Below are 14,151 nucleotides of genomic sequence, written 5' to 3' on the forward strand. Positions count from 1 at the left end.
AAAAATAAGCTTTTTTTAGGACAAACAAAAAAATCCCCGAAACTTTATCTGTATCGGGGATTCCTTTTCTTAATTGAGGCTTTTTAGACAGCCTCTTATATACTTCAATACGCGCTATCATCGCCGGCGGAATATTGTTCAGATTGAATGAAGAGCCATAAGTTGAGATTTCTAATCCATCGATGAACACGCCGACCGATCCGCCTGTCATGCCATTCAGGTTATAGGTAACGCTTGAGCCCAGGCCACCGTTCTGCCGGACCCGCACACCTACCGCGCGATCCAGCAGTTCATTGGTGGTCAAGTTCCGTAATGAAGCTTCTTTCGTTTCTACTACAGCAACCGCAAATCCCTGTGTTTCCAGCTCCCGCTTTACCGACTTCTGTTCAACGGCCACTTCATCAAGCTGCGTATCTCCTTTGGGCTCGGCAATGACGGTTGCCGTTTCCGCTGTGCGACGAATCCTTACCGTCAAGCGGGTCTTGTTGAGTTGGAGTGAGGATACGACCAGGTGGTATGTACCATAAGGGATGCCATGAATGGCGTAACGCCCGTTTTTATCGGTAATTGCGCCGGTGTTCAGCTCCTCAATCGTCACGGATGCAGCTTCTACAGGGATGCCGTCGGTAGTCTTGACAACCCCGGAGAGGGTACCGGTCTGCGCTGCGCAAAGTGACCAGCTAAAAATGCACGCGATAAAAATAGTGGAGCAATATTTCATCTGTAAATACAAACATTTAATATATTTGCCGCTCGGTTATTAAGATTTAATCTAAATACTTTTGTGTTGTGCGCCAAAATTAGAAATAATCTAAATAATAAAAAGGGAAAAGAAAAAAAACTTGATTATGCAACCGTCCAGCAATCGCAAACGCCGCCGGGAAGCGTGGCCGAAAATCCGTAAAATTTTCAATGACATCCATCTGTGGGGTGGACTCATCAGTGGTATCGTGGTTATCGTGGTGTGTTTCAGCGGTACCATCTATACATATAATACCGAGCTCCGGGAGTTGGCAGCACCGCACCTGCATAAGGTGGAGGTGCCGCAGGGAGGTGTGCGGCTCCCGGCGGGCTCGCTGGCGAAGACGGTAGCTGAACTGGCCGGTGGCCGTGTCACGGCCGTAGCCATTCCGGCGGATTCGCGCCGTAGCTTTGAATATACCGTACGTACGGAGGATGATCACAGCCGCTTCGGAACAACCTATTACGTGGACCCATATACGGGGCGACTTCTTGGAACCTCTAAGGAGGAGACAGCTGTGGGCAAGTTCATGGGCTATATGTTCAGCTTGCACCGCTGGTTGCTGCTGGATAAGATAGAAAAGCCCATCTTCGGTGAACTGCCCAACCGTACCTTGGGCAGCTATATTACGGGGGCTGCAACCATCCTGTTTACGTTAGGGGTCATTACCGGACTGGTCATCTGGTTTCCCCGCAAGCTGCGCACCTGGCGCCAAGGGTTGAAAATAAAATGGACCGGCGGCTGGAAGCGGCTCAACCACGACTTGCATAACACATTGGCATTTTATTCGCTGATTTTTCTGTTCCTGATGGGCATTACGGGGCCGCAATGGTCATTTCCCTGGTATCGCGAGGGTTTGCAGAAGACACTGGGCACTTACCGGGAAGCGCCGGCCGGAAACCGTGGCGGGCCGGCAGGCGGCGGACAGCGCGGTGGGGGCCAGGGTGGTCCGCGTGAAGGGCGTGGGAGCGACGGCGGACGCGCGGAGGAAAGGGCTTCAGCATCTTTGCTGCCTATCGCCCGGTACCTGGAGGCGGCTGATGAGGTGTTGCCTTACCGGGGCGACTATCGCGTTATGTTTCCCGCCGGGGGCGATTCGGTACTGAGCATTATGAAAAACCGGGTGGGCTTCTTTGCTCCGGCTGCGGGCGACCAACTGAAGGTTAACGTAGCCACGGCCTCGGTCAGTGAGGTGAATATTTTCCGGGAGAAACCGCTTAATGAGCGTATCGCCGGGTCTATCAAAGCCCTGCATATCGGTAATGTGTATGGGCAGTTCACCAAATTGCTCTATTTCTTCGCCTGTTTGATAGCTACATCATTGCCGGTAACGGGGACACTGATTTGGCTGAATAAGATGAAGAAGAAGCCGGCTAAAGGTGTCCGGCGTAAGCGAAAGCAGGCGCAGCCTGTATAGAAATGTTGGGATTGTGGTGCTTAGTGTATTCAAAGCGTATAAACCGTATTATCTAAGTACGTTGGCCCTTGCCGGTCCGGTAATTGTCTCCCAGATGGGGCATATGCTGGTCCAGACGGCCGATAGCATCGTGGTTGGGCATTTTGCCGGAACGGTACCGCTTGCGGCCGTCTCGCTGGTGCACAGTGTATTCATGATTGTGCTGGTTATCGGCTTGGGTATCGCTTATGGGCTTACGCCATTGATTGCTCAGGAAAATGGCCGGAAGAATTATGCAGAATGCGGCGTCTTGCTGGCTAACAGTCTATGGATAAATGCGTTTTCCGGCGTTTTGCTGTTCTGCACGGTGTATTTCGGATCGATGGCTGCCATCGATCACCTGGGGCAGGACCCGGCGGTGGTGGCAGAGGCTAAGCCGTATCTGTTCATACTCAGCCTGTCTATCTTACCGCTGATGGTCTTTAACGCGTTCAAGCAGTTTGCAGAAGGGCTTGGGTTCACCCGGCAGGCGATGAACATCACCATCTGGGGTAATGTGCTCAATATTATTTTGTCGGTTATTTTGGTCAAGGGAATGTTCGGTATTGCCCCGATGGGGATAAGCGGGGTAGGATACGCGACGTTGGTTGACCGTTGCCTCATGGCTGTGATTATGGGAGTATACGTCTTCCGGTCGGTCCACTTCAAGCGCTACCTGAAACGGTTCAGCCTGCGTCATATGGATAGGGTGAGGTGTTCAGGCATCCTGAAAATCGGGGCACCGGTAGCCATGCAGTATGTGTTTGAAGTGGGGGCGTTTGCTGCCGCGGCAGTTATTGCCGGAACCATCGGCGCCAATGAGCAGGCGGCACACCAAGTGGCAATTACCCTTGCGGCGACGACTTATATGATGGCCAGCGGAATCGCATCCGCGGCAACCATAAAAACAGGAAACAGTTACGGACGGCAGCATATCGCCCGCCTCAGGCGCTTCGCTGCCTCAAGCTACCATATTGTATTGGTATTCATGGGTATCTGCGCACTGCTGTTTATGTTGTTGAACCGGTATTTGCCATGGATTTTTACAGGCGATGCCGTGGTTATCGGTATTGCAGCCCAGTTGTTGGTCATTGCTGGATTATTTCAGCTTTTTGACGGAACACAGGTGGTCGGACTGGGTATACTGCGGGGGGTGGGCGATGTAAACATCCCCACGTTCATTACGTTCTTTTCCTATTGGGTTATCGGGCTGCCGGGGGCTTACTTCCTGGGTATTACCTTAGGCTTGGGTGTTTCAGGTGTCTGGTACGGACTTACGCTCGGGTTGCTAACCTCATCACTGCTGCTTTACCTGCGTTATCGCCGGGTTGTCAAATCGCTCGGTTCACATCCCAGTTTTCCAGGTAATCCGCCACACGTTTAACGAAGCGCCCACCTAATGCACCGTCTACCACGCGGTGATCATACGAAAGCGAAAGGTACATCTTGTGCCGGATGCCAATCATGTCGCCGAATTCCGTTTCGATGACTGCCGGCTTCTTGGTGATGGTACCCACGGCCAGAATGGCTACTTGGGGCTGGTTGATGATAGGGGTGCCCATAATGTTTCCGAACGCGCCGATGTTGGTCAACGTAAAGGTGCCACCCTGAGTATCATCGGGTTTCAATTGATTGGCCCGTGCCCGGTTTGCCAAGTCATTTACCGCTTTGCTCAGGCCCACGAGGCTCAGTTGGTCTGCATTTTTAATAACCGGTACAATAAGGTTGCCCGAGGGCAGCGCCGTTGCCATGCCGACATTGATGTTGCGTTTTTTGATAATCTGGGTTCCGCTCACCGAGATGTTAACCATCGGGAAGTCCTTGAGCGCCTTGCTCACGGCTTCTATGAAGATCGGAGTGAACGTAATCTTTTCGCCTTCTCGTTTTTCATAAGCAGTCTTTACCTTATTCCGCCAGTTCACGAGGTTGGTTACGTCGGCTTCTACAAACGAACATACATGGGGCGAGGTCTGTACGCTTTTAACCATGTGGTCTGCAATCAGACGTCGCATGCGATCCATCTCTATAATTTCGTCGCCAGACGACAATACCGTGGGGCCGGCTTGCGGCGTTACAGCCGCAGCTTCGGGGCGGGTCTGTTCGTCGCTTACGGTTTTAGGAGGTTCAACGGCTTGTTTCTGCTCGCCTTTCTTTGTTACGTAATCCAGAATGTCTTGCTTGGTAACCCGGCCGTCGCTGCCGGTTCCGGTGATGGCATCCAGTTCTTCTGCAGAGATGCCTTCTTGTGCGGCTATATTTCTGACCAGCGGAGAGTAAAAGCGTGATGAGGAACCATGGGCCAGCTGCGGTTCGGATGGCGGTAACTGGTTTATGCCGGGTATGGCCGTGTCTTGGGCTCCGTCATCGGGTGCCGCCGTTTCAGCCGCGATTGGGGCAACGTCGGTTTGGTCGTTTGCCGCGGTTTCCGCCGTTTCGCTGGATACCTCAATAATGGCAATGATCTCGCCCACCCGGGCTACCGTATTTTCGGCAAAGAGCTGCTCTTTCAGAACACCCGCCACCGGCGAAGGAACATCAGAATCCACCTTATCTGTGGCAATTTCCAGTACCGCTTCATCTTCTTCCACGTGATCGCCGGGCTGCTTAAGCCATTTTACCACGGTTGCTTCCGATACGCTTTCACCCATCCGGGGCAGTTGTAAGTTATACGTTGCCATAATCCGTTTTATATATTTGCCGCCAAGCTGCAATGCCGGTGTATCGCATGGCTTGCTGCTTGGAACCGGCCTAAGTTACATAAATAATTGATTAAAAATAAAAGCACGGAATTTTATTTTGATAAACAGGTTGTTTTCGTAATTTAAGAAGTTCAAACGGGCGATTTGCAGTTTATCGAATCACCCCTCTGCGTTCAGCAGCTGCCACAGCATGAACAGCGCCGCCGCTGACGCACGCTCGATATTAATTGCGCGGTCTTGGCCAAACAGGTGCTTGCGGGCAACCACCTGTTGCTTGCCTGCTACGGCTATCCATACCAGTCCCACCGGTTTTTCCGGGGTGCCGCCGTCCGGTCCGGCGATGCCGCTGACGGCTATGGCATAATCCACATGAAAACGGGCCTGTGCGCCCAGCGCCATCTCCCGTACGGTGGCCTCACTCACGGCGCCATGGCGCTGGAGGGTTTCTTCCTTGACGCCAAGCAACGCTTTCTTCGTGGCGTTGGAATATGTCACCGCAGCCCCTTCGAATACGGCGCTGCTTCCGGGCAGTGCAGTGATAAGCCGGGCGATGTTACCGCCCGTACAACTTTCTGCGGTGGCCAGGTTTACCCCTTGTTGCTGCATACGGTCCCGTATTAACGCTTCAAGGGAAGTGTCTTCATCGGCAATGAAATATTCGCCCAGCCGCTGTTGTATGGCCGCCGCGATGGCATGTGTTTCCGCTTTCAAAGCCGCGGTGTCTTTCCCGGCCGCCGTAAGGCGCAGGCGCACGAAACCCGGCTTAGGTAAGTAAGCGAGACGGATATGCGGGGGAAGCGCCGCTTCGATGTCGGCAATTTTTTCGGCAAGGAAAGACTCGCCGATGCCGGCCGTCAATACCGTATGGTGCCACAGGGGCCGCCTGCCTTCAACATGTATAAGCCGCGGAAGTACGCGCTCTTGCATGATATGCTTCATCTCAAATGGCACGCCGGGCATGACCACGTAAGGCTTACCCTTATGTACCATCCACATGCCGGGGGCCGTACCTTGTTCATTGAAAAGCACCTCGCATCCGTCCAATACATCGGCCTGTTGACGGTTCAGGTCAAGCATGGGGCGTCCGCTCCGTGCAAAAATCGCTTCCACGTGGCTCAGTACGGCAGGGTCACGGCGGAGGCCGCAATTAAAATATGCAGCCAATGCCTGTTTGGTGATATCGTCTTTGGTGGGGCCCAGTCCACCCGTCACCAACACCAGATCGGCGCGGCCAGATGCCAGCGTCAGCGCCACGATGATATCCGTTGAATCATCAGCCACGGAACTGACCTGCTTTACGGTGATGCCTATTGTGTTGAGCTGCTGGGCTATCCAAGCCGAATTGGTGTCTATGATTTGGCCGATGAGTATTTCATCGCCTATGGTAATGATTTCAGCTTGCATGCTTAGAATCCCCCGAAGTTGTCATTGCGTTTGGTCAATTTCAAATCCTGTAAGATGGAAGCCTTGGCCCGGATGGTCACGTTGTAACTTTGGAACCGCCCGAACGGCACCCAGCCGAACGACATATCCCAGCAATGCAGGTCGCGGTAGATGCTGAACCGTGTCAGGGATATTTCCTTCTGCCGGAAGTCATAGCCCGAATTGAATTGGACCTTCCATTTAGGTGTAAGACTGAAGTCGCCATGTATGTTGAGCGTAGCTGTTATGTTTGATCGGACACCCAGGTTGGAATACTGGAAGCTGAACGATCCGGCCAGGTTCCAGGGGATATTGAAATCGACAAAAGCATTCGGATCCCTGCTGATACGCGCCAGTGCCTGCTGCTGTTCAGGCGTCATGCTTGCCCGCTGGTTGTCCAGCGAATCGAGGCCCTGCTGTCGGTTTTGGTTGGCCTGCGGATTAAAGCTGTAGTCGAACGACAGGCCAAAATTGGTCAGTCGCGCCAGCTGCCCGTCCTGAAGGGCAAACCGGTTAACCCGGCGACCCAACTGCGTATCGAAACTATACGGATCGAACGTTCCGTTGAAGTTAATGTTGATTTTTTGATTGAACAGGGCAGTACGGCCCGAAAAGTTGATGTTCGACAGCTTAAACGAGTCTGCCACAAAGTTGTAATTACCGCTGAAGGTAAGCCCCTGGAGGATAGGAATCTTTTTAATGCCGCCGTCAGTCGTATCTTTCTTGCTTATTACTTTGGCCTCGATATTATTATCCACGGAAAAGCCGATGCCCATGGAACGGCCGCTTCCGGGCGACCCGAAGATGCCGCCCTCGAAGATGGAGTATATCGATTCCCTGCCCTGGGCGTTGACAAACGAACGGTAGAACCCATACAGCGGATCAGAAAAGTCCGGCCGGTAGTTAAAGTTTACGGATGGCGTAATCACATGGCGCATGGCCTGTATCTTGCCCATTTTGGGGTACATCCCGTAAATTTTCGTCGATAGGCCGGTAGACATGGAGTAGTCATAAGCCCTGTTGAATCCCGGCACCGTATCCCTCACTTCTTCAAACCCACCGGGTGTATTGTCCAGTCTGCGGCGGTAGCTTTGCAGGTACCAGCGTTCGGTATACGATACGCTCGTGTTGAACTGAAAATACTTCATTACATTCAACGATAGGTTTATCGGAATTTGGTGCTGGAAGCCGTTTTGGAACTTTTCGAGTGTTTCGCGGCTGAACAAGCCCGCTTCCTGTGCGGTCACCGAATTACGCCCCTGCAAGGAATATCCCATAGTGATGCGTTGATACCATTTCTGCTCGCCCACGCGGTCTTTCGAGTCAAATGGGTTGAATGACGAGACGTTCAGTGAAAAGGTGGGCAGTTCCAAAAACACTTCATTGCGCGTCATGTCCTGCCGGTGGCTGAGACTGGAGGTGAAATTTACCTTGCCGTCGGCGAAGGTCTTGCCATAGCTGATGCTGGATGACATATTGTTGCGTGTCAACTGCTCGTAGTTATACGTAGCCCCGGCGGCAGTATTCTGGAAATACGAGCTGGTACCGAAATTAACATTCGCGCTGAACGTCGTGCCCGGATTGGCCTCCTGCCGTTGGCTGTGGTTCCACGTCACGTTGAAGTCTTTGGTTGATCGGTATTGGCTTGTACCTTCCACGCCGTTTTTGGTATTGGCATAACGGATATTGAACCCCCCGTCAAACTTATAGTTTACACGGTAATTCGACAGGATGGATGCCTCATAAGAACCCTTTGAATACATGGTGCCCCGGATTTCACTGTCCCAGTAATCGTTGAAAGCAAGGTACCAGCCGATATCGCGCATGAAGAATCCCCGGGAAAATTCTTCGCCGAAGGTCGGGAAAAGGAATCCGGAGGCCCGTTTATCCGGCTTTGGGAAAAAGCCGAAAGGAATGGCAACAAACTGGAGCGGCACGTTCTCCATGACCAGGTACGCGGGCCCCGCGATGATCTGGTTTTCGGTGACGATGCCTTTGCTGATATGGATGCCGAAGTGCGTGTGGGGCTGTGGCAGGTTGCATGTGCTGTACATCCCGTGGAACAGTGACATCTCGTTGTACACGTTTTTGCGGATTTTGCTTGCCTGGATAAACCCACCGTCAACCTCGGTAAAGATACCGAATGCATTGCCGTTTTTTGTTTCAAAGTCGTACCGCAGAGAATCCACCACCTTGGGCGATTCGTTGGGGAAGATAACCACCGGCCGGCCGATATATCTGCCGTTATTGTCATACCTGCCCCGGGCAAACACTTCATTCGTGTTTTGGTCTATTTCGATATAATCAGCAGCGAGTTCAAAATCTTCATACTTGATTTTGGCTTCGCCATACAGGTAAACCATGTTGGTTTTCAGGAGTGTGACTTGGGAATCGGCAGCCACAATGCTGACAACGGCATTCAGCCCGTCGTCGGCTCGGCGAACGGTATCCTTATCGGCCGCCAGCGAATCGGTCACCAGCGAATCAGCCGTCAGCGAATCAGCCGTCAGCGAATCCATCACCAGCGAATCAGTCAGTGTACTGCGGGTGGTGTCAGCTCGGGGAATTTCCTGCCCATATACCGAAAAGGCCGGAAATGCCGTTATAATTAATAAAATATACGAAAAAAAAGCAGCAACTGACTTCAAATTTGACAACGAATATTATTTTTGCAATAAATCGGAATTGTGCACAAAATTAATTAAAATAGTTAGGATTTTTGTGTTTTCAAATCTATTCATACATGGTGGTATCCCTAATAAAAACGGGAAGTATATCCAATGTGTGACACCATGGTTGACGATGACAGCAGACCCTATTGTAACGACATGACATACAGATATTTTGCACCATATATTTTTTGTGTTTTATTCCTGTCCATTACTCTTCCAACGTCCGGTTTCGCAAATAAGTATGTAGATTCTACCTATGCAGTACGAACCATTGTGCTGGATGCGGGGCATGGGGGGCATATCCCGGGGGCACGTGGTGCCATATCGCTTGAAAAAAATATCGCCCTGCAGGTTGCGTTGAAATTAGGCAAGGCCCTTGAGGCCGAAATACCCGGTGTTAAGGTTTACTATACACGCACAACGGATGTAAACGTGGAGCTTTACAAACGTATCGAGTTTGCTAATCAAAAACGGGCCGATTTGTTTATTTCCATCCATTGCAATGCAGCGCCATCACGGCGGACACAGGTAAGGGGCACGGAGACTTTTGTGTCAGGTTTTCATCGGTTAGGCGAACAGGATGCGGCAATCCGGGAGAATGCGGATATCCTGCTGGAAGAAAACTACAAAGAAAACTACAGCGGTTTTGATCCGAATGATCCAGAAAGCTATATCCTGTTTTCGCTGATGAAGAACCAGTTCCGCGAGCAGAGCATCCACTTGGCCTCGTTCATCCAAGACCAATATGCCAAATCCGGAAGGGTAGACCGCGGTGTGCAGGAACTGGGTTTGCAGGTATTGGCGGGAGCGGGCATGCCGGCCGTGCTAACCGAGATTGGCTTTATCAGCCATCCTGAAGAAGAGCGGTATATGAATTCCGAAAAGGGGCAGGCCGAAATCGTGAAGAACCTGGTTGACGCAATTAAGGCATACAAGCGGCATGTGGAACGGTAATTGCCTGTAATAAAATATAGCTGCCAACAATACGGATTTAAAAACAAACAGGAGGCATTTTGAAAATAGCAAACGAAACCAAGGTAGGTATATTGGCTGTCGTGGCCATCGCCATACTCATTTTAGGGTACCGCTTCCTAAAAGGCAATGATGTGTTCAGCAATGAACACACGTTCTATGCAACCTATGAGCGGGTAGACGGCCTCACGGAATCGAAGCCCATTCTGGTAAACGGCTACCAGATAGGCCGTGTGTCTGACATGAAGTTACAGGCGGACGGGCGTATACGTACCGAATTCAAAGTAAAGGGGAGTTACGCCATTCCCGCCAACACCGTGGCGCGCCTGGCCAGTACGGATCTGCTGGGCGGCAAAGCCATAGTTTTTGAACTTGGAAATAGCACGCAGTATGCCAAAGACGGGGATGAACTGAAGGCCGGTTTACAGCCGAATATCATGGAGCAGGTGGAGCCCATACAGAAAAAGGCGCAGGATATTGCCGTTACGTTGGATTCCGTGCTGAGCGCCATCAACAACACCATCAATGCCGATTTTCAGCGCGATTTTAACCGGAGCATTAACAGCATTGCCAATTCCCTTCAAAACTTAGAAGGCATTACCAGGCAACTGGACGGCATGGTAGTGTCTGAGCGCAACCGTATCAGCCATATTATGGCTAATGTAGAATCCATTACCGGCAACCTGAAAGACAACAACGAACGCATCGCCCAGGTATTGGCTAACCTTGATAGTATTACCGATCAGGTAGCGAAAGCCAATTTCGCACATACGATTAACAGCGCCAATAAAGCGATGGCGGATTTCCAGTCCATTGCCGATCGGATAAACCGGGGGCAGGGTTCCATTGGCATGCTGTTAAACGACGAACAGCTGTATCAGCACCTGAACCAGGCTTCCCAGAACCTGGAGGAACTCATTGCTGATATGAAGGCGCGTCCGGGCAGGTACGTGCATTTTTCGGTTTTTGGTCGTCGGACCGATTAAAAAAATAAAAAGGTATTGTCAATTTAAAGAATAAGCCTTACTTTTGCAGTCCAAATAAAAAATCCTATGCGGAAGTGGCGTAATTGGTAGCCGCACCAGACTTAGGATCTGGCGCCGAAAGGCGTGGGGGTTCGAGTCCCTTCTTCCGCACTTGAGTCCTCCCGAAACATCGGGGGGATTTTTTATATGAATGCGATAAACGCTTAAAATTGAGTATGAACATTTCACACGAGAACATCGACGAAATCAATGCCGTCATTACAGTAGACCTCGCTCCGGAGGATTACAATCCGCAAATCGACAAATCCATCAAAGAGCAGGCAAAGAAGGCCAGGTTGCCCGGATTCCGGCCGGGAATGGTGCCCACTGCCCATATCCGCCGGGTTTATGGTAAAGCGATACTGTTTGATGAAATCAATAAGCTGGTAAGTGATAAGATCAATGCGTATATCGCAGACAATAAGCTGGAAATCCTCGGTCAGCCCCTGCCCGCGGAAGATGATAAAAATGATTACAACTGGGACTTCCAGGATACGTTTTCTTTCCGGTATGAAATCGGCCTGGCACCTCAGTTTGATGTTCCGTTTACGGAAAAAAGCAAGTTTACCGAATACGTTATCAAGGCTGATGCCGAAACGTTGGAGTCGCGTATCAAAAACCTGCGCCGCAGCTACGGTAAAATGACTAACCCGGAAATTTCCGAAGATGGCGATGTGCTGTATGCGGAGCTGAAGCAGGTCGATGCCGAAGGCAACGATATAGCTGGAGGTATCGTCAATACCGCTTCTGTGCGTACCGATCTGGTGGACGACAAGAAAATCAGGAAATCTCTGATTGGCCTTAAAAAAGATGACGAAGTAGTTATCGACATAAAAAAGGCATTTAAGGAAGATGCCCAGATAGCCCGTGTTTTGGCGATTAAGGACGAGGAGGTCGCCGGTTTGGAGCCCGCTACGTTTAAGCTGACGGTGAAAAATGTAAACCGGCTGGAAGAAGCAGAGCTGGATCAGGCGTTTTACGACAAGCTGTTCGGTGAAGGTATCGTGAAGACCGAAGAGGAATTCCGAGCGAAAGTAAGGGAAGAGGTGGAAAGTATGTTGGTGCAGAACGCTACCCAGAAGTTGCAGAATGATATTTACCTAAAAGGGTTGGATTCGGTGAAGGTGGATTTTCCTGAGGCATTTCTAAAAAGGTGGTTGAAAGCTACCAACCCAGAAATCAAAGAAGACGAGCTGGAAGAAGGTTTTGCTGATTTTCTGAAGAACCTGAAGTGGACACTTATAGAAAACCGCATCATCACGCAGAACGGATTGGAGGTGAAATACGAGGAGGTGCTGTCGCTGGCTAAAGAGCGCATTGCCGCACAGATAAAAATGTATAATCCTGGCCAGGAAGCTACCGACCAGCAATTGGCTCAATATGCCGTGCAGCTGTTGAGCGACAAAGAGCAGGCAAACCGCCTGTTTGATGAAGTAAAGGCTTTGAAGGTGTTTGACTTTGTGAAAGGGCTGGTAAAGCTCGAAAAGAAGGAAATCGAATACAACAAGTTTCTGGAACTGAAGTAAGTAAAGTTTAACATAAAAAGAGGCGCATTTGCGCCTCCTTTTTTTTGCCCTTTATTTTTGTGTGGCTACAAATTATTTTTGTGTGGCTACAAACTTGGCCAAGGGTGCCATCCGTGCGCGGAACAGTTGCAGGGTATCACCCTGCAAGTGATAGCTGTCCGCTGTTTCAAGCGCGCGCTTCAGCCCATCTTCCACCTCCATTTTCTCGCAGGCCATCATGGTACCGATAAGCTGGGAGAATTTTATCCGGTTGGGTTCCTTCAATTCATAAGTTCCCCCCAAACCGTTGCATCCACCATTGGCTTCAAGGCGCTTTTCTTCTTCATTGAGTCTGATGTAGGGTTCTTTTTGGGTCATTTCCGATGTTACCGCCTTCCCGTTTACTTCCACGAGCTTCCAATATTGTCCGGTAACGGTTTGCGTAACCTTGTGCAACACGTACTGATCGGCGAGATCGCCTGTAATCCGGTTGCCTTCCATATCCAGGTGTATGAGCCTGTTTTCGCCCACTTGAAATTTCTCTCCACGATCGGCCAACGTGATGCTGCTTCCCCTTTCATCCCACTTGAATTGGCCAGACTCGGTGAACACCGAGTCGCTTTTGTCGATATATTGTGTGCTGAGCCGGTACGTTTCATCGTCATTGAGCGTGATGCTGTACCGGATGCCGGGACAATCGGCGCAGGGCAATGTGCCATTGTAAGTGCCCGCCCAATCCACCGAATTGCGGCTGTTATGGATGGTATCCGCAACGGTTGTTGCTTGGTTAGACGTTGTTTTCTGGCTTTGGCACGCCGAGGCGGCTAACGCTATGGCTGCTATGCAGCCAATGGTCCGTGTTAAAGATGCGGCTTTCATTATGATCCATTGTTTCGGATATTAGCAGCATAAAACGTACCAATTTTTATGCTTATCAGTTGCGCATTGCAGCCGATATTCGTATGTTGCTAAATCCAAAACACAAGACATGGATAATTACGATACGCTAACCATCACAGAGGCTACGGCAATACAAAAAGATTTGCGCCAGCGGGTAGATACGGCCGACCGGCCGTTGGCCATCCGGCTCATCGGGGGCGCCGATATTTCGTTAAATTTATACAGCACCACCATTTACGCGGGCATCATCGTGCTGTCTTTTCCGGAGTTGCGGCCCGTCGGGTGGTCGCTTGTCCAAGCAGAAACCCGTTTCCCTTATGTGCCGGGGTATCTGGCATTCCGGGAAGTGCCGGCCCTGGTGGCGGCATGGAAACAATTGCCCGAAAAGCCAGATGTGTTGGTCATAGACGGCCATGGCATTGCTCATCCCCGCAGAATGGGCATCGCCGCCCACTTCGGCGTTGAAACGGGGCAGGCGAGCATGGGATGCGCCAAGAAATTGCTTACAGGGAGTTACCAAGAGCCCGGACTCGCCGTCGGCTCCTATAGCCCTATTCTGGCCGGTACGGAGCAGATAGGTTATGCCTTCCGGAGCAAAACCAAGGTGGCGCCGGTTTTCGTGTCGCCCGGCCATCGGGTGGGGATGGATAATAGTCTGGCGGTTATCCGCCAATGTGTGGGCCGCTACCGCATACCCGAACCCACGCGTCTCGCGCATGAGCTGGTTAACCGGTTTCGGAGGAGCGAACTGGCTGAAGGTTGGTCGGCTTGCTAAGGTA

General features: G+C 51.1%; 11 protein-coding genes and 1 tRNA gene. 7 read left to right on the forward strand and 5 right to left on the reverse strand.

From position 1 onward, the window contains the following. Nucleotides 1-721: carboxypeptidase-like regulatory domain-containing protein (locus BM030_RS15650; RefSeq protein WP_170845771.1), on the reverse strand; the 721-nt coding region annotated here is incomplete at its 3' end. Between the two features lie 127 nt (nucleotides 722-848). Here BM030_RS15650 and BM030_RS15655 point away from each other — a divergent pair. Both BM030_RS15655 and BM030_RS15660 read left to right on the forward strand, forming a co-directional pair. After that, nucleotides 849-2,159: a PepSY-associated TM helix domain-containing protein gene (locus BM030_RS15655; RefSeq protein WP_090974554.1), complete on the forward strand. Its 1,311-nt coding sequence runs from the start codon at nucleotides 849-851 to the stop codon at nucleotides 2,157-2,159. After that, nucleotides 2,122-3,561, forward strand: a complete 1,440-nt coding sequence (locus BM030_RS15660) for an MATE family efflux transporter (RefSeq protein ID WP_397236087.1) — start codon at nucleotides 2,122-2,124, stop codon at nucleotides 3,559-3,561. The genes BM030_RS15655 and BM030_RS15660 overlap by 38 nt, the downstream gene beginning before the upstream one ends. Here BM030_RS15660 and BM030_RS15665 read toward each other — a convergent pair. From BM030_RS15665 to BM030_RS15675, 3 genes are all read right to left on the reverse strand, one after another. Beyond that, nucleotides 3,509-4,855 (reverse strand): dihydrolipoamide acetyltransferase family protein, encoded by a 1,347-nt coding sequence (locus tag BM030_RS15665; RefSeq protein WP_090974555.1) that lies wholly within the window; start codon nucleotides 4,853-4,855, stop codon nucleotides 3,509-3,511. The two genes, BM030_RS15660 and BM030_RS15665, sit on opposite strands and share 53 nt — an antisense overlap. Nucleotides 4,856-5,035: 180 nt before the next feature. Then, a complete protein-coding gene (locus BM030_RS15670) occupies nucleotides 5,036-6,280 on the reverse strand; it encodes a competence/damage-inducible protein A (RefSeq protein ID WP_090974556.1) in 1,245 nt (414 codons plus the stop codon). A gap of 2 nt (nucleotides 6,281-6,282) precedes the next feature. Continuing rightward, a complete protein-coding gene (locus BM030_RS15675) occupies nucleotides 6,283-8,946 on the reverse strand; it encodes a putative LPS assembly protein LptD (RefSeq protein WP_090974627.1) in 2,664 nt (887 codons plus the stop codon). 180 nt (nucleotides 8,947-9,126) lie between these two features. Between BM030_RS15675 and BM030_RS15680 the strand changes: the two genes are divergently transcribed. The 4 genes from BM030_RS15680 (at nucleotide 9,127) to tig (ending at nucleotide 12,493) form a co-directional block, all read left to right on the forward strand. Beyond that, nucleotides 9,127-9,924, forward strand: coding sequence for an N-acetylmuramoyl-L-alanine amidase family protein (locus BM030_RS15680; RefSeq protein WP_090974557.1), 798 nt, complete (start codon nucleotides 9,127-9,129; stop codon nucleotides 9,922-9,924). A gap of 59 nt (nucleotides 9,925-9,983) precedes the next feature. After that, the gene (locus BM030_RS15685) at nucleotides 9,984-10,928 is read left to right on the forward strand and encodes an MlaD family protein (protein ID WP_090974558.1); all 945 of its coding nucleotides are present in this window, start codon (nucleotides 9,984-9,986) and stop codon (nucleotides 10,926-10,928) included. A gap of 68 nt (nucleotides 10,929-10,996) precedes the next feature. Next, nucleotides 10,997-11,078 (forward strand) — tRNA-Leu (locus BM030_RS15690). A gap of 65 nt (nucleotides 11,079-11,143) precedes the next feature. Further along, nucleotides 11,144-12,493 carry a trigger factor gene (tig, locus tag BM030_RS15695; protein WP_090974559.1) on the forward strand — a complete coding sequence of 450 codons (1,350 nt, stop codon included), beginning with the start codon at nucleotides 11,144-11,146 and terminating at the stop codon, nucleotides 12,491-12,493. Nucleotides 12,494-12,565: 72 nt separating this feature from the next. Here tig and BM030_RS15700 read toward each other — a convergent pair whose 3' ends face one another. After that, the gene (locus BM030_RS15700; protein ID WP_090974560.1) at nucleotides 12,566-13,351 is read right to left on the reverse strand and encodes a copper resistance protein NlpE N-terminal domain-containing protein; all 786 of its coding nucleotides are present in this window, start codon (nucleotides 13,349-13,351) and stop codon (nucleotides 12,566-12,568) included. Between the two features lie 109 nt (nucleotides 13,352-13,460). On the opposite strand from BM030_RS15700, the gene nfi reads away from it, so the two are divergent. Then, complete coding sequence (gene nfi / locus BM030_RS15705) at nucleotides 13,461-14,147, forward strand: deoxyribonuclease V (protein ID WP_090974561.1); 687 nt, start codon at nucleotides 13,461-13,463, stop codon at nucleotides 14,145-14,147. Nucleotides 14,148-14,151: the final 4 nt, after the last annotated feature.

Source organism: Parapedobacter composti (genome assembly GCF_900112315.1).
GTDB classification, from domain to species: Bacteria; Bacteroidota; Bacteroidia; order Sphingobacteriales; family Sphingobacteriaceae; genus Parapedobacter; species Parapedobacter composti.